At 35.8% G+C, this 16,417-nt stretch carries 13 protein-coding genes and 1 pseudogene; 7 read left to right on the top strand and 7 right to left on the bottom strand.

The genetic code is table 11. The features are described 5' to 3' along the window. The first annotated feature begins 108 nt into the window (after window positions 1–108). From ACY2LT_RS06100 to ACY2LT_RS06090, 3 genes are all read left to right on the top strand, one after another. Entirely contained in the window at window positions 109–1,713 is a 1,605-nt protein-coding gene (locus tag ACY2LT_RS06100) for a DNA methyltransferase (protein WP_491814516.1), read from the top strand. A gap of 244 nt (window positions 1,714–1,957) precedes the next feature. Next, window positions 1,958–3,058 carry an AccI family restriction endonuclease gene (locus ACY2LT_RS06095; RefSeq protein ID WP_491814514.1) on the top strand — a complete coding sequence of 367 codons (1,101 nt, stop codon included), beginning with the start codon at window positions 1,958–1,960 and terminating at the stop codon, window positions 3,056–3,058. Beyond that, window positions 3,058–4,671, top strand: coding sequence for an HsdM family class I SAM-dependent methyltransferase (locus ACY2LT_RS06090; RefSeq protein WP_491814513.1), 1,614 nt, complete (start codon window positions 3,058–3,060; stop codon window positions 4,669–4,671). The genes ACY2LT_RS06095 and ACY2LT_RS06090 overlap by 1 nt, the downstream gene beginning before the upstream one ends. On the opposite strand, the gene ACY2LT_RS06085 is transcribed toward ACY2LT_RS06090, so the two are convergent. Then, a complete protein-coding gene (locus tag ACY2LT_RS06085; protein WP_491816793.1) occupies window positions 4,646–4,939 on the bottom strand; it encodes a hypothetical protein in 294 nt (97 codons plus the stop codon). The genes ACY2LT_RS06090 and ACY2LT_RS06085 overlap by 26 nt on opposite strands. Between ACY2LT_RS06085 and ACY2LT_RS06080 the strand changes: the two are divergent. Together ACY2LT_RS06080 and terL are read left to right on the top strand one after the other, a co-directional pair. Next, a pseudogene (locus ACY2LT_RS06080) lies at window positions 4,913–5,605 on the top strand (TdeIII family type II restriction endonuclease); the annotation flags it as partial. The gene ACY2LT_RS06085 and the pseudogene ACY2LT_RS06080 sit on opposite strands and share 27 nt — an antisense overlap. Window positions 5,606–5,830: 225 nt before the next feature. Beyond that, window positions 5,831–7,228, top strand: a complete 1,398-nt coding sequence (gene terL, locus ACY2LT_RS06075; protein WP_491814511.1) for a phage terminase large subunit — start codon at window positions 5,831–5,833, stop codon at window positions 7,226–7,228. Here the strand turns inward: terL and ACY2LT_RS06070 are convergent. Next, a complete protein-coding gene (locus ACY2LT_RS06070) occupies window positions 7,202–8,488 on the bottom strand; it encodes an NfeD family protein (protein ID WP_491814510.1) in 1,287 nt (428 codons plus the stop codon). The genes terL and ACY2LT_RS06070 overlap by 27 nt on opposite strands. Before the next feature lie 254 nt (window positions 8,489–8,742). Between ACY2LT_RS06070 and ACY2LT_RS06065 the strand changes: the two genes are divergently transcribed. Next, on the top strand, window positions 8,743–10,881 hold the full coding sequence (locus ACY2LT_RS06065) for a bi-domain-containing oxidoreductase (protein ID WP_491814509.1): 2,139 nt from the start codon (window positions 8,743–8,745) through the stop codon (window positions 10,879–10,881). On the opposite strand, the gene ACY2LT_RS06060 is transcribed toward ACY2LT_RS06065, so the two are convergent. Next, window positions 10,878–11,312: an MmcQ/YjbR family DNA-binding protein gene (locus ACY2LT_RS06060; protein ID WP_491814508.1), complete on the bottom strand. Its 435-nt coding sequence runs from the start codon at window positions 11,310–11,312 to the stop codon at window positions 10,878–10,880. The two genes, ACY2LT_RS06065 and ACY2LT_RS06060, sit on opposite strands and share 4 nt — an antisense overlap. Then, the gene (locus ACY2LT_RS06055) at window positions 11,294–12,055 is read right to left on the bottom strand and encodes a hypothetical protein (RefSeq protein ID WP_491814507.1); all 762 of its coding nucleotides are present in this window, start codon (window positions 12,053–12,055) and stop codon (window positions 11,294–11,296) included. Before ACY2LT_RS06055 ends, ACY2LT_RS06060 begins: the two co-directional genes overlap by 19 nt. A gap of 76 nt (window positions 12,056–12,131) precedes the next feature. Between ACY2LT_RS06055 and ACY2LT_RS06050 the strand changes: the two genes are divergently transcribed. Continuing rightward, the gene (locus tag ACY2LT_RS06050; RefSeq protein WP_491814506.1) at window positions 12,132–12,596 is read left to right on the top strand and encodes an RrF2 family transcriptional regulator; all 465 of its coding nucleotides are present in this window, start codon (window positions 12,132–12,134) and stop codon (window positions 12,594–12,596) included. On the opposite strand, the gene ACY2LT_RS06045 is transcribed toward ACY2LT_RS06050, so the two are convergent. Genes ACY2LT_RS06045 through ACY2LT_RS06035 form a run of 3 tightly spaced genes read right to left on the bottom strand, consistent with a single transcriptional unit; the run spans window position 12,593 to window position 16,396 of the window. Next, entirely contained in the window at window positions 12,593–13,552 is a 960-nt protein-coding gene (locus tag ACY2LT_RS06045; RefSeq protein WP_491814505.1) for a glycosyltransferase, read from the bottom strand. The genes ACY2LT_RS06050 and ACY2LT_RS06045 overlap by 4 nt on opposite strands. After that, complete coding sequence (locus tag ACY2LT_RS06040) at window positions 13,549–14,655, bottom strand: hybrid sensor histidine kinase/response regulator (protein ID WP_491814503.1); 1,107 nt, start codon at window positions 14,653–14,655, stop codon at window positions 13,549–13,551. The genes ACY2LT_RS06045 and ACY2LT_RS06040 overlap by 4 nt, the downstream gene beginning before the upstream one ends. A gap of 1 nt (window position 14,656) precedes the next feature. After that, window positions 14,657–16,396, bottom strand: a complete 1,740-nt coding sequence (locus ACY2LT_RS06035) for a sensor histidine kinase (protein ID WP_491814502.1) — start codon at window positions 16,394–16,396, stop codon at window positions 14,657–14,659. Window positions 16,397–16,417: the final 21 nt, after the last annotated feature.

Raw genomic sequence — 16,417 nt, 5'->3', positions numbered from 1 at the left:
ACCGATTGCGACAAACAAAAAGTTAGTCGCAATCACTCATTTGAAAAGGAATATTATTATATCATTGGCAGAAATAAATTTGAAAAAGTAAAAAGGGGAAGTTAATCAATGGGGCAACTTACTTTATATTCAGACGAAGATGATAAATTGGTTAATTTAAAAGAGGCTTGCGACTGGGCTTCTCAATATTTAAATCGCAAAGTTACAATTTCAAATATATCATACCTGCTACAATATGGAAGAATAAAGAAGTATGGAAATAACGGAAATCCTTTTGTAAATATAGATGAATTAAAAGATTATTATGATTCTTGTTCTAAAGAAAAGCAGTGGAAAGAAAAATTAGAAGAGGATATTGATTGGCATCTTTCCTTTGTTCAATATAAGGAATCAGAACGAACAAAACATGTCCACAGGCTACACCCTTACAAAGGTAAATTTATTCCACAGTTAGTAGAATATTTTCTTGATTCTCACACTGATGAGTTTAAAAAGGATATTTACTTTCGTAAAGGCGATATAGTATTAGATCCTTTTTGTGGAAGCGAAACAACATTGGTTCAAGCAAATGAATTGGGAATACATTCCATTGGAATAGATGTCTCTTCTTTTAATGTACTGATTTCTAATGTTAAAGTAGAAAAGCATAATCTGACTTTAATTGAGGACGCAATCCATAAATTGAATTTCAGACTAAAAGAATTTCAGAATACTAAAAACAATATTGCTTTTGAAGAAAATTTGCAGATAGAACTTTCAAAATTCAATGAAAAAAATTTCCCTTCCCCGGAGTATAGAAGAAATATTGCAAATAAAACAATAAATGAAAAAGATTATGCAAAAGAGAAGGAAAAAGAATTTTACCCTGTTTATCAGGCGTTAATAGAAAAATACAATATTAAAATAAGGCAAGATAGGGACGAAACCTTTTTAGATAAGTGGTTTATAGACCCTGTGAGAAGAGAAATAGATTTTATAGCACAGGAAATAAAAACAATAGATAACATAGATGTAAAGAATGTTTTAAGCCTCATTTTGAGTAGAACCGTTCGCTCTTGCAGAGCGACAACACATGCAGATTTGGCAACATTAAAAGAACCTGTTACTGCAACATACTATTGCAAAAAACATGGAAAAATTTGTAAACCAATATTTTCTATTTCTAAATGGTGGGAATTCTATACAATAGATACGCTTAATCGGCTCAAACAATTTGATAAGCTAAGAACTAACACTTTTCAGGTTTGTTTAACAGGGGATAGCAGGAGAATAGATATTTATGAAGAAATTAAAAAGACAAACACTGAATTTGCAGAAATGTTATTAAAACAGAAAATAAAAGGAATTTTCTCAAGTCCACCCTATGTTGGACTTATTGATTATCACGAACAACATGCCTACGCGTACGAGATATTTGGATTTGAACGAAGAGACGATTTAGAAATAGGTCCTCTATTCAAGGGTAAAAAAGAAGAACAACGAAATTCCTATGCTATAGGCATTGCAGAAGTTCTTGTGAATTGCAAAAAATATCTTCAAAAAGATTATGACATATTTTTAGTTGCCAACGATAAGTTTAATCTTTATCCCAAAATCGCTGAATTGGCTGGAATGAAAATTGTCAATCAATTCAAGAGACCTGTGCTTAATAGAGTAGAGAAAGACAGAGATACACCTTATACCGAAACAATATTTCACTTAAAGGAAAAATGAGATATGGCACTTAAAGATGAACAAATACAAAAGATTGAAAATACAATCAAAGAAAGTTTAAGAAATAAATTTTCAACATATAAATCAGTTGTTCGTCAATGTAAAAAGACATTCGACCTGTAAATGGTAAATTTGGTTTTTGCCGATATACAGCTCAACGATGAAAAACCAAAAGAACCATTTTTGCCAACATACATACGACAACTAGAATTAAAAAAATAACTTTGTAGATCAAGAATTAAATATGACTTATTACGATAAAATAAGAGAATTAACCAAAAAAGTTCCAACAACTTTGGTAGACTTTTCGATTCCACGAGACCCTGCAAGAACACCTACTCAAGCATCTTCAAACTTCATTACCAACAAGGAGCAAGGGGATTGGGCTGAAAATTTGTTATTCAGAGCTATAAACGAAACTTTAAAGAACTTTGTCGCAATCAAATATGGCAAGTCAGATGACTTAGTAGCGGGAGAAGATGGTTTTGATGCGTTTTACCAAGATTTTCAGGACGAACTTGATACAATAGGGAAAAGACCTGACTTACTAATTTTCAGAAAAGAGGATTTCAAAAAAGATTTTGGGAATGATATAAGCCAGATTCCACATCATACCATTACTGAATATGTTAAAAAAGCAATAGCAGGAATTGAAGTAAGATCAAGTTCTTTCTTAATTGACAAATACGAAGAAGCAATGCAAAAAAGGACTGAAAAATTTAGTCAAATTGCATTGCAGACAAAAGAATTAATTCTTAAAGAATTTATGAACGAATTAAATCACCCTACAAGGCAAGCATATATTGATTTACTTCAAAGTATTACACCAAAGACTTTGGCGGTGACAGATTTCAGAGTTCCAAGCTGGAGTTCAACTGAACGACTTACGGAATTAAAAGAACACTTTAAAAAACTCAAAGATGCCATAAAGGAAATACAGAAACGGGACTATCTTTCTATTACCCCAAAAGTTGAAGACATCAAAGTTGTTTACAAATGGATTGAAACTTTCAATGTTCCTCATTTTTACTTTCAAGTTTTCTTTGACAAAGTTTACGGAATTTCATTCGAGCAAATTCTCACAATTATTTCAGATTCCAACAACGAAGGTACGATTTTCTCAGTTGAATCAGACACTAAAAATCAAAACAAAACTACTATCAAAATAAACTCAAAATCGGGAGTACTTATTGCATCAAAAGTTGAAGAACCTACTCACGAAAGCGTTAGAAAAGAAATGGATAGGGGCAGACTTTTGTTTTATGTGACTTTCAAAGGAGGAACAGCATATCTTGATGTTAACAATCTGATTAATCTACTCGGAATAGATAGCAAAAAATTCTAATGATTGAAGTTAAAGACATACTGACAGATAATCAACTTGAGAAAGACTACTCTAAATTGGTTCCTTTAGAACATAGGAAAAAATTTGCTCAATTCTTTACTCCATACCAATTAGCAGCCTTAATGGCAGAGTGGTTGTTGGGTAATTATAATCTGAAAACAGTTTTAGAACCAGCATTCGGTCTTGGGATTTTCTCGAGAGCGTTACTAAGAAAAAAAACTGACTTATCAATAAAGGGTTTTGAAATTGATGAAAGAATTTTTACAAAAGCAAAAGAAATTTTCAACAATACTCCTAATGTTAATTTACATTTAGAAGATTATATGTTCAATGATTGGAACAACAATTATGATGGCATTATTTGCAATCCACCATATTTTAAGTTTCATGATTATGATAATAAAGCAATTTTAAAAGAATTTGAGAATCGTTTAAAGATAAAACTCACTGGATTTACAAATCTTTATACACTTTTTTTATTAAAATCTATTTACCAACTTAATTCAAATGGCAGACTTGCCTATATCGTACCATCGGAATTTTTAAACTCAGACTATGGTAAACTTGTAAAATCGGCACTAATTAAAAATAAGGTTTTAAGGCATATTGTTGTTTTCGATTTTGAAGAAAATGTTTTTGATGATGCTTTGACAACTGCGTGTATTCTGTTATGTTCAAATGACAACCACAATCAGAAAGTAAAGTTTTCGTCTATTAAAAAGGTTGATGATTTAGAGCAAATTAGAAGTTACATTTCACTGTATCCGTTTATCAATAGTGACGCATCAACTTTTAACATTAACGACCTTGAGCCAGAATTAAAGTGGCGTAAATATTACCAACAACAAAACGGAATTAGATATAAAAACTTGATTTCATTTTCAAGTGTTGCCAAAGTGGTTCGTGGAATAGCCACAGGTGCAAATGAATATTTCATATTTTCTAAATCTAAAGCAGACCAATATGGGATTAATGAAAAGCATTTACTTCCCTGCATATGCAAAGCCGTTGATGTGAAAGGTAATTTTTTTACGAAAGATGATTTCAATTCATTAGTTAATAGTGATAGACAAGCATTCCTATTGAACGCAATAGGTTCTAATGATGAAAATGTTTTAAAATATATTGAACTTGGAGAAAGATTAGGGGTTAACAAAAAGTATCTTACAGCTTGTAGAACTCCTTGGTATTCTTTAGAAAATCGTCCGCCATCTCCAATTTGGGTTTCTGTTTTTAACAGAAGTGGACTTAAATTCATAAAAAATGAAGCAAACATTTCAAATTTAACAACATTCCATTGTGTTTATCCAGTTCAAAACAGCTTGTCCGACAATGTTAATGTAAACATTTTGTTTGCATATCTTTTGACAGATGTAGCAAGAGAGATGTTTGAAGACAACCGTAGGGAATATGGAGACGGACTTCAAAAATTTGAGCCTAACGACCTTAACAAAGCTATGATGCTTGACCTGACTTTGCTCGACAAGAAAACCGAAAATAAAATCATAGAGCTTTATAAGAAATATAGGGAAACAGCTATAAACAAATCGCCAGACAAGAGTTTATTGGTTGAAATAAACGACATTTTTAAAAACAAATATTGCCAATATTAAACAGACACACACATTGCCAAGCTGCATCAGCCAACCCACAAGCCAAAACTTGGCAAAGAGTGTGTCTGTTCCAACGCACAACAAACAGACAATCAGAACGAAAGAATAACACCGAACGCACAACAGCGGTTTGGCATAATGACGGGTACAGTGCTTCGTATGACAGCTTTGTGGTAGGTTTGAGTGCAGTTCTTTGATTGGACTTTAGTGCTAATAATCCGCCACTACGCCAAGCCGCAAACCAGAAAGCAATAATATGCCCTTTCACTACCGTTAACTTGGTAGGGATAGAATGGCATTGTTCTCTTTTATTCATTCTTTGAATACGACTTTCGGAACATCCATTTTTGAACCTGTTGCTGAAACATTGGCAAGTTTGAAATTTCCTGTTGCCAAAAAGCAATTTGTAGTAGGTGATACAATAAGCGAACAAGCACAAAATGAAATTCAACACATTATTAACGAACTGACAATTGGAGGCAATCCAAATAAAAAAGATGAAATTGAAAGGATAAGAAATGTCTGTAAGCAAGGCAAAATGAATAAATTAAAGACAGTAAAAGTAGATTTGTTTGTCAAAAGCAATGATGGAGCTATTCATTTATTCGATTTAAAAACTGCTAAACCAAATATTAGCAATTTCAAAGATTTTAAGAGAACACTATTAGAGTGGGTAGCAATTTATTTATCAGAAAATCCAGATGCAAATATCAACTCATATATTGCTATTCCTTACAATCCTTATGAACCAGAACCTTATGAAAGATGGACGCTAAAAGGAATGCTGGATTTAGATAATGAATTAAAGGTTGCAGAAGAATTTTGGGATTTTCTCGGAGGAGAAGGAGCTTATTTAGACCTGTTGAATTGTTTTGAAAGAGTGGGCATAGAATTGAGACAGGAAATAGATGATTATTTTTCAAACTTCAAATAATAAAAATACCAACCACGACTAACACAGCATAATAGGTTCGCTAACGTACACCCAAATTTTTGCTTCGCAAAAATTCTTTTATACTGTGAATGTTCTTCCACCACTTCCTCCAACACTCCTCTTTCATTTTTTACTTTTTCACAATCCCATTTTTAACTAATTCTAAAATAAATTATTTAGCCTGTTCCCGTATTTATCCGATTTTAGACGAAAAACGATTTGAGTATGAGAAAAATCAAAAAATATGCTCTTTCGCCGGCTGTTTTAGCAAAAATCATTACCAATGGGGTTTATCAAATCCCACCTCATATTAAATTTATAGACAATATTCTTTATCGTATGAGCTTCAGCAGAAGTCATCGGATAATTGTCTGCTTGCCACCTCGGCACGGCAAAAGCGAACTTATCTCGAAGTATTTTCCGCTCTGGTATTTGACCACATTTAGCGGGAAAAGATTGCTTCTTGCCTCTTATGAAGCCAATTTTGCCGCATACTGGGGACGCAAAGTGCGGGATTTGATTGAAAACTTCGGCAAATATTTCAACGTTTCTGTTGAAAAAGGAGCGTCTGCCTCAAACTACTTCGAGCTTTCGAACACAAGTTCAATGATGACGGCTGGTGCCGGTGGTGCACTCACCGGAAAAGGTGCAGATTTACTAATAATCGACGACCCTGTCAAAAACGCCGAAGAAGCCAATAGCGAAACTATCCGGCAAAATATCTGGGATTGGTTTGCATCCACTGCATACACCCGTATCGAGCCCGGTGGTTCTTGCATTATCATAATGACGCGCTGGCATAAACAAGATTTAGTAGGACGTCTGCTCGAAAATTATTCTAATGAATGGCAATTAGTGAAAATCCCAGCTATTGCAACTATTGCAGACCCACTCGGAAGAAGTCCGGGCGAAGTGCTCTGGGAAGAACGCTTTCCTATTGACACTTTAGAGAAAATTAAAAAACAAATCGGTTCATACTGGTTCAGTGCTCTTTACCAACAGGAGCCATCCGACAAAGCTAATTCTCTTTTCAAACGCGAGCATTTCAAATACTACAAGCAAACTGATAGCTACGCTCTTGTTGATGGACACTCCGTCAATTTAACAGAATGTATAAATTTTGCAACCGCCGATTTAGCCGTTTCCACCAGCCATAATGCTGATTGGAGCGTTTTCTTGGTCTTTTCGGTTACTTGTGATAATTCAATACTGATTAGAGAAGTTTTCCGTGTTCGTTGCCTTCCAACAAAACACGTTGAAATAATAAAAAATTTATCAATAAAATACAACGTTCGGCTTTGGGGCATCGAAGCAATCCAATATCAATCTGCATTGGTTCATCAGGCATCTGCTATTGGCATCCCTGTAAAGGAAATAAAGCCCTACACCGATAAGTTCACCCGTGCTATTCCCATAGCAGCAATGCTCGAAGCCGGTCGTATCTTCTTCCCTGATTATGCTGATTGGTTAAATGATTTCGAACAAGAACTCACTCAATTTCCCGAAGGCAAACACGATGATCAGGTAGACGCTTTTGCCTATATTACTGAAATATATAAAGAAAATAATATTGGGCAAATAGTTGGCAAAAAAATATCACGCAATGTATTTGCGCACTTTTAGCTCAAAGTTCTGAACATTTTGCACGACAATTTCCTCTCCTTCTTTTATTTCCTCATCAGATACCGCTTTCCAAATCTCACCAGAGACCTTCACTTGTCCTTTTTGCGTCGGAGAAATGTCTGTTATAGCTGTGCCTCGTAGTCCGATTAAAGCCAAATCGCCTGTTACTGCCCGGCGGGTTTGTGCTTTAATACCGAAAACAATTAGAACAAGGAACAGCAATGTTGTAATTATCACAACCGTAATTATCAGGTTCATAGAAATATCCATAATTTCATTTGGTGCATCTATTAACATAATTGAACCAATTGCCAGCGACAAAATTCCCGCAATAGTGAGCAAACCATAACTCACCACTTTAATTTCGAGAATAAACAGGATAATTGCAATTAAGATTAATCCTATCCCGGCATAATTTATTGGCAACATTTGCATTGCGTACAGTGCTATCATAAGCGATATCGCACCTAATATGCCGGGAAACATTGCCCCGGGACTCCAGAATTCAAAAAGCAGCCCATATATACCAATCATCAGCAAAATGTAAGCAATATTGGGATTTGCCAGCCAGAATAGAAGGTTTTCCCGCCACGTCATCTGCCGTTCTACTACTTTTTCTCCTTTTGTTGAAATAATTTTCTTTCCGGTTGCAATCTTGACTTCAAATCCATCTATTAACGCAAGCAAACTATCAATATTTGGAGCAATAAAATCAATTGCACCAGCGAGCAACGCTTCTTTCTCTGTTGCTGATATGCTTTCGCGCACAGTTCGTTCAGCCCAGTCTATGTTCTTATTGCGTTCATTTGCAATTGAACGAATGAATGCAGCCGCGTCGTTTGTTATCTTTTCGTTCATCGTCGAATCAATTTTTTCGCCACCCATTCCTACCGGATGTGCCGCCCCAATGTTTGTGCCCGACGCCATCGCGGCAATATGTGCCGCAAGCGTAATAAACACACCTGCCGAACCAGCTCTCGCTCCAGATGGAGCAATCCATACAACTACCGGAACATTTGCCCCCATAATTTCCTGCACTATATCGCGCGTTGCATCAAGCAATCCGCCGGGAGTATTTAGCTTGATAATCAATGCTTCTGCTTTTTTTTCTTCTGCATATTCAATAGAATTTTTTATGTATAGCGTTGTTGCAGGAGAAATACCACCCTCAACGCTTATTTTGATTATGTCTGATTTACCCTCCTGAACAAAACAGAAAAGCAGAAAAATCAGTATCCCTATGTAATTATATCTTTTCATACTATATTATTTGACGCAAACTTACTAATTATATTTATTGCTTTTTGATAAATATTTCATATTGTTTCATTTACAAAAAATATTCATTTCCACATACTTTTGCTTCGATTTAATTCAATTACTTGCTTCTAATAAATTCAACAAATTCTCGAAATGCGTATTAATCAATTGATTAGCAAAAACATTATTTTTCGCATAAGAATGTTTGCGAACTTTCTTATTTTTGTGTTTATTCTTAATATTAATTTCGAAATATGTTACAAGTTGTTCAATATCAAAAAGATGGGCGATTAGAAATTGCCGAACTTCCTTCGCCGCAATGTCCAGTTGGTGGAGTTCTTATCCAAACACGTTTTAGCTTGATAAGTGCAGGCACTGAAAGAACCTCAGTCGAAAATACTCGATCAAGTTTGCTTTCACGTGCCCGAAAGCAACCAGAGCAGGTTCGGCAGGTGCTTAATATGGTTAAGCGTGACGGGCTTCGCACAACAATTGGCAAAGTTTTAAACAAACTCGATTCATATAAATCTCTTGGTTATTCAGTTTCTGGTGTTGTCGTCGAAAGCGATGTCGATGGCTTCTCTCCCGGCGATAAAGTTGCTGCTGCTGGGGCTGGCTATGCTGTTCACGCTGAATTTGTGGCAGTGCCAAAAAATTTAGTCGTTCGTATTCCCGAAGGCGTTTCTTTCGAAGATGCTGCCTACACTACGCTTGGTGCTATTGCTATGCAGGGTTTTCGTCAAGCCGAACCTGTTCTTGGTGAAACAGTTGCAGTTGTTGGGCTCGGTTTGCTCGGTCAGATTACTGTTCAGCTTTTGAAAGCTGCTGGCTGCCGTGTTGTGGGTATGGATATTAATCCCGACACTTTTGATTATGCTAAGAAATTCGGTTGCGACTTGCTCCTGAATTCTAAGAATTCCCCGGATGTTATTAATACTGTGAATTCATTTACTAATGGCTTCGGTGTTGATAGCGTTATTATCACCGCGAGCACAAGTTCAAATGAACCTACTGAATTAGCTTTGAATATTTGCCGTAAGCGTGGCAAAATCGTTGTCGTTGGTGCAGTTGGAATGAATATTTCTCGAAGCCTTTTCTACACAAAAGAAATTGATTACCGTATTTCTTGCAGTTATGGACCCGGTCGCTACGATCCTTATTACGAGGAATACGGGCAGGATTATCCTTTTGCTTATGTTCGCTGGACAGAAAACCGTAATATGATGGCTTTCTTACAGTTAATTGCAGAAGGAAAATTAGACTGCCGCGCTCTTACTACCCATACTTTCTCAATTACTGATGCAGTCCGGGCTTACGATTTAATCACCGGAAAAACCAACGAACGCTATCTTGGCATACTTCTTCGCTACAACGAAAATTCAAAGCCTGAAAGCACAGTTATTGTTAAACAATCTGAATTCAAACAAGAAAATAATATAAATATTGGGTTTATTGGAGCTGGCAATTTTGCCCAAAATAATTTACTGCCTGCTCTGAAAAATTGCAATGTTGGCTTTTTGAGTGTTTCCACCTCCACTGCTGTTAATGCCAAAAGTGTCGCTGAACGTTTCGGATTTGCTCAAGCTTCCACAAATTCTGATGAAATTGCAAATGATACAAGAATAAATACTTTATTTATTGCTTCTCGCCACGATAGCCACTCGCACTATGTTGTCGAAGGGCTTCGTTCCGGGAAAAACGTCTTTGTCGAAAAACCTCTTGCTGTAAGTTTCGAGCAACTCGATAGCATAAAAGAAGCTATTGCGAGCAGTCAGTCCAGACTTATGGTTGGATTCAACAGGCGTTTCTCTGCTCCATTTGCAAAAATGAAAGAATTTTTTGCCAACCGTCAAGGTAAAATGGTTATTAATTACAGAATTAATGCAGGATTTATTCCATCCACTCATTGGATTCATTCTCCTGAGCAAGGCGGTAGAATTATCGGTGAAGTTTGCCATTTTGTTGATTGTGCTGTGTTTCTTACAGATGCTTTGCCAATAAGCGTGTTTGCTACAAGCGTTTCTTCCGATAATTCGCAGATGCCAAATCCTGATAATGTTTCTATTAACCTAAAATTTAGCGATGGTTCTATTGCTAATATAGTATATTTTGCAAATGGAAGTAGCTTGCTCGAAAAAGAATATTGCGAAGTTCATTGTGAACGCAAGTCAGCCATAATGAACAATTTCACGACGCTTGATTTATACAGCCAAAAACATCAATCATTAAAATTTGATGGGAAAAAAGGTATTGCCGAAGAAGTTCGTGCCTTTATTGATGCTGTTCGTTCCGGAAAACCAAGCCCTATCTCAACTGAAGAAATAATAAAAACTACCGAAGCAACTTTCTACGCTGTCGAATCTCTTAAAACTGGCTTGCCAATCCAATTTTAGCGTAATTTGCCCAAATCTATTCTCGAATAATTATCTATAATTTCAAGAATTTCAGGTGATTGCTCTGCTGCAATTGCCTGTTGCTTTTTTGGAATGGAACGGAAAGTCATTGCAAAAGAGTGCTGAATTAAAGTTCCTAATGCCGAATAAGATAATGCCCCATCAAAAACAACCGTGTTCCAATTGCGTTTGTTCATATGGTAGCCCGGTTGTATGCAACTGAATTTCTCTCGTAATTCATCAATAATATCTGGCGAACATTTTAGATTTACCCTTAGCGGCACTCTCTCGAGCGATGCAAGTGCAAAAATTTTGTTGCAAATTCTATAACAAATTGTGTCCTCATCGAATGGAAAATCGAAAGTTACATTTGGCAACCCAAGGCAATAATTATGTAAGTCTTCGGCATCCATCAGTGTTTTCCTACCCACTCAATCCCAAAATATCTTGTAATCTCATCCGAATTTTTGAAATTATTCAACAGATCCCGGAATTGAAACTGAAGAGTAAACCCATAACCAAGCGAATAACGCAAAGATGCATTCAAAAAGCCCTTTCCTTTTGTTCTCCCGGCTTTCCATTCGAACGCGCCTGCATTGTATTCAACGTTCAAAGCAACCCGGTTTCCAATAGATTGCTCAATTCCAGCATAATAGTTAATAAAAAAATCATCTGTAACGTTCTCGAATGAATAATTAAACCCGGCGTGAGTGGCAAGCGAGCCCAAATCCCAGCGAAAATTTTTGCTTAAAGCAAGGAAAACACCCGGCGACGAAACCGCATATTTGTTCGAACTGTTTGAATATGTTCCCGCACCACGTGTGGATAGACCTATCGCAAATGCAGGCACTTCAATTGTCTCATTGACAAATCTATACTTTAGCAATATTGCCGGAATATTTTGCAAAGTAATTTCACCGGAGCCAACAAAATTTTGTGCAGAAAGTGCCGCGCCAATATTAAAATTTCTCCAAAGCGCATAATTGAATGTAAACGCCAGCCCGCCACCGTCGAAATACACTAAATCAACCGCATAGTCTCCCTTCGGAATTACACCGGCTGTCGGCATATCGACTATATCGCGTGTTTCGAACGCAGCCGTATTGCCAGCAGTTCCCTGACTATAGCAATTCAGCGAAAATACTAGAAGTAATATTATAATTAAACTTTTCATACAGATTTTAGACTTTTCAATTATTTTAAAAATACTTAATTTTACTAAAATATCATTAATATATTTAAAGAAAGCGATGACAGTTATTTTTTCTAAAAAGTGCGAATTAGCTCTTCAGGCAGTACTTTATTTAGCCCATAAAGACGAACAGTCGCTTACCTCTGCCCTCGAAATCTCGGAAGAAATTGGTATTCCCAAAGAATTCACCTCAAAAATCCTTCAAACACTTACTAAAAGTGGAATAGTTGGTTCTCGCAAAGGCAAATCCGGTGGGTTTTATTTAGCACGTTCCCCGAAGGAAATAAAGCTTATTGATATTGTTGAAGCAATCGATGGGGCTGGTGTTTTTCATCGGTGCGTGCTCGGTTTCCCAAATTGCTCCGTTGATGAACCCTGCCCGGTGCACGACGAATGGGGAAAATTACGCGAAGAAGCCTTGCATATGCTTTCGGCACGCTCCTTAGAAGAACTTCGACAGCAAACAATTGCAAAAATTGACGCAATCAAACAAAAAAATAAAAACGTTGGAAAAGCAGACTAATAGAAATCAATGTATTTTTCGACCGCTTCAATTGATTTTCTTAGCAGTTCCTGTTCGACAAGGCTCGAATTGCATTCCTTTGCCGCAAGCAAGCAATGATACGACTTTTCCCACTGCTTGCGGTGCATAAAGCACGCCGAAAGAATAAACTGTTTCAATCCTTCGTAATTTCTGTTCGTAAAAATATAATTCTGATGTTCCAGAATATATTTCCAGTCATTCAAGCTTGTTGCTATCTGAAATAACCGGAGTTGAGCAAGTTCTAAATTTTCAGTTGAAAGCTCACGTGAAGAAAGAATTTTTAGAAAAATTTCTTTGGCATTTATCAAATTGTTCATAGAAAATTCAGTATTTGCGAGATGAAAAAGCAAATAATCGGATGGTTGCCGCGAAAGTTCTTTCTTTATGAGCTCTAAATTGCGTTGTTTTTTTTCTGTTGAATTATCTATATAGCCAAAATGCTCAATTGTTATATCACTTTCATAAATATCCAAGCCAAGTTCAATAATACTTTCAGAAATTTGTTCGTGAATGGCTCCTCTATAACGAATTTTTGGATGATTTCTGAAAATGCGTGTGTAACGGTGCTCAATAAAACTTGATTTATCATCTGTGAGATAATTTTTAATTATGCAGGACACTCCACCAACTCTGTCATCTTGAAATATCTTACCGTATTTCTCCATCGAAAGAGGAAGCAATACTTCATCGGCATCAAGAAAAATAATCCAGTCCAATCGGGCAAATCTCAGTGCAAAGTTCCTCATTTCCGAAAAATCATTGTTCCATTTCTTGAAGTAAATTTCGCAATTTGAATTAGCTGCAATTTTTGCTGTATTGTCAATCGAGCCGGTATCGACAACTACTATTTGAGAACAAACAGGTTGTAACGAACTAATTGCTTTTGCAATGTTCTTTTCTTCGTTTTTTGCAATTATGCAACCTGTGAAGTTCATTTTTCAGATTTCAATATTGGGAATTTAATTGTAACAGTTGTATAAACGTTTGGCTGGCTTTTTATCAGGATTTCGCCACCAACGATTTTTGCTATTGCTTTGACAATTGCAAGCCCAAGCCCCGAGCCCTGCTGTTCGTAAATATCTCGTTCGAACTGAATATACGGTGCGATACTTGAAATTTGTTCAAGTGTCATTCCGCGACCAAAGTCTGTTATATGAATAAAGTAATAGTCGTTTGAAATATTCGAGTTTATTTTTATTGGCTTCCCACGTTCAGAAAATTTATAGGCATTATCGAGTATTTCCTCGATAGTTTTCATAAATAAATCTTCGGGGACAGCCAAATTTGCTTCTTCCAAATCAAGTTCTATATCGTTCGACCGTCCTGCATTTCCTGCTGAATAAACCACTATATCCCGAATTAGAAAATCTGCAAGCGGAGTTTTTTTCTGACGCAATTTTGCAACTTCGTCAGGGTTCGAAATAATTAATTGTAATTTCGAGAAAAAAAGGTAATTCTCAAATAATCTTTGTATTCGTTTTGCAGATTCATTAATGTTTTGCAGAATACTACGTGCCTCATTATACGACGTTTGGTCGTAATGCTTTCGCAAAAAATCAGATAATCCCAAAATAATATTCAGAGGTGTTCGAACTTCGTGAGGCATATAACTTCGCAAACTATTAGCAAGCATCTCATATTTTGAGTTGAACTTTTTTTCTGTTGCTTCAGCTTTTTCTATACGTTTATGCACTGCTGCAATCAGTTCATCAAAATCAAAAGGTTTGGTGATATAATCATCTGCTCCGAGATTCATCCCTTCGCGAATATCCTGGCGGGATGATTTTGCTGTAAGAAAAATAAATGGTATTAATTCAGTAGAAGGATACTTTTTCAGTTCTTGCAGAACGGATAGCCCATCCATTTCCGGCATCATAATATCGCAAATAATCAGGTTTGGGATAACAGTTAAGGCAACATTAATTCCTTCTTTCCCGTTATTAGCCTGAAATACTTCAAATCCATTAATACTAAGTATCTTAGCGATGTCTTTTCTGATTTCCTCTTCATCTTCAATTACTAATACTTTCTTTTTCATATTAATTCCCTGCACTATATGGAATTGATACTGTAAATGTAGTTCCCCTGTTAATTTTACTTGTAAAGTCTAATTTGCCATTGAGCATTATTACTGCATTTAGTACTACCTGCAATCCAATACCACTACCTGATATTTTCCCAACATTATCAGCACGATAGAATAAATCGAAAATCTTTTCCTGTTCGTCATCCGGAATTCCAATTCCATAATCTCGAATGGCATAAGAAAAATTATCTTCGTTGAAATATAATTTAATATCTATCGGTGTGCTCGGCGGAGAATACTTGGCTGCATTCGAAAGTAAATTGAGTAGTATTAACCTTAGCAATCGCTCATTTGTTTCAACTGTATTTTTGTAACCAATATTAATAAAAAATATTTCTCTTTTTTGCAGCAGAGTAGTCTGAAATTCATTGATTAGATTTTCTGTGAATTGAATTAGATCTATTTGTTCTATATTGTCCGCTTCAACTATTTTATCTTTTTCTTTGCTGATAAATAACATATTTTCGATTAAATCGGTTAAATTATCTACTGTTTTCATTATTCTGGATAAGTATTCGTGCTTTTCTTCTTCTGAAAGGGAATCCTTGTATTTCCCAAGCATTTGCGCCGCCGAACGAACAATTGTTAGCGGCGTACGAAATTCGTGAGACACCATACTGACAAAGCGCGTTTTCATTTGCCCAAGTTCTTTTTCCTTATCGAGCATTATTTTTAATTCCTTTTGCACTTTGTTATGTTGCTCTATTTCATCCTTTAGTTTTTTAACTAATATTTGCAGATCTTGCGTTCGTTCTTCTACTTTAAGTTCTAATGTTTGGTTTATTTGTTTCAGTTCTTCCTGATATTTTTTGATTTGGGTAATATCAATAAAACAGTCAATTCTTTTCTTTGTCGAGCCAATGCTGACAAAAGAAGTTGTGCGGATTATCGGAATTTTTTCACCCTTTGAATTAATTAAATGGGATTCGAAATTTTTATACTCTTCGGAAGAGAAATCAGGGTCGTTGTAATCAATTTTTTCAAGAAAATCGTATATTTTTCTTCCAAGTATTTCTTTTTCTTCTAATTGAATTAGCTCTTCTGCAACTGGATTAATTTTCGTGATTTCGAATGTATCCCAGTCGTGAAGAATTATGCCGGTTTGTACTGCATCGAAAATCGCATTCAATTCACGTCGGCTTTGAGCTAAATCCATAGTTTTTGTTGCAACCATCTGCTCCAAACTTGATTTGGTCGCATGTAATTTTTGTTGCAACAATACATTTTCCACACTTGCAGAGAGAACCCTTGAAAAAAGTGTAGTAGCAATTTTTAGATCATTTGTTACCGGCGTGTTATCATTAGTATTTATTAAACTAATCCCTATCACTCCAAATGAAGCGACTAAAGGCACTGCTACTGAAGCCAGTCCATCGAAATTTGATGAACCATAAGCTATAGAGCCACTCGCAAGTGCTTCGCTGATTATTCCATTTTGAACGCAAGAATTGAAAATTTGTTCTATATTGTTTTTTTCTGTTTCAGGTAGGTAGCTGTTCAACTCCCATTCAAAAGAGTTGTTTTTCACAAGATAAATCGCCGAAGAAACTGAATTAGGGAATTTTATTAATACATTCAGACCATTTCTAAGAATATCAGGTAATCTCTTGAAATTCCTGTTTACCTCTAAAAACTCCTGTATAGCATCAAAGTATATGCTTTGCAGGTATTCAGGATGTTCTTCGTTGCTCATTTATTTATTCAATAAAACTAA

Source organism: Eximiradius proteiniborus (genome assembly GCF_058546985.1).
This window is presented reverse-complemented; position numbering and strand designations above follow the sequence as displayed.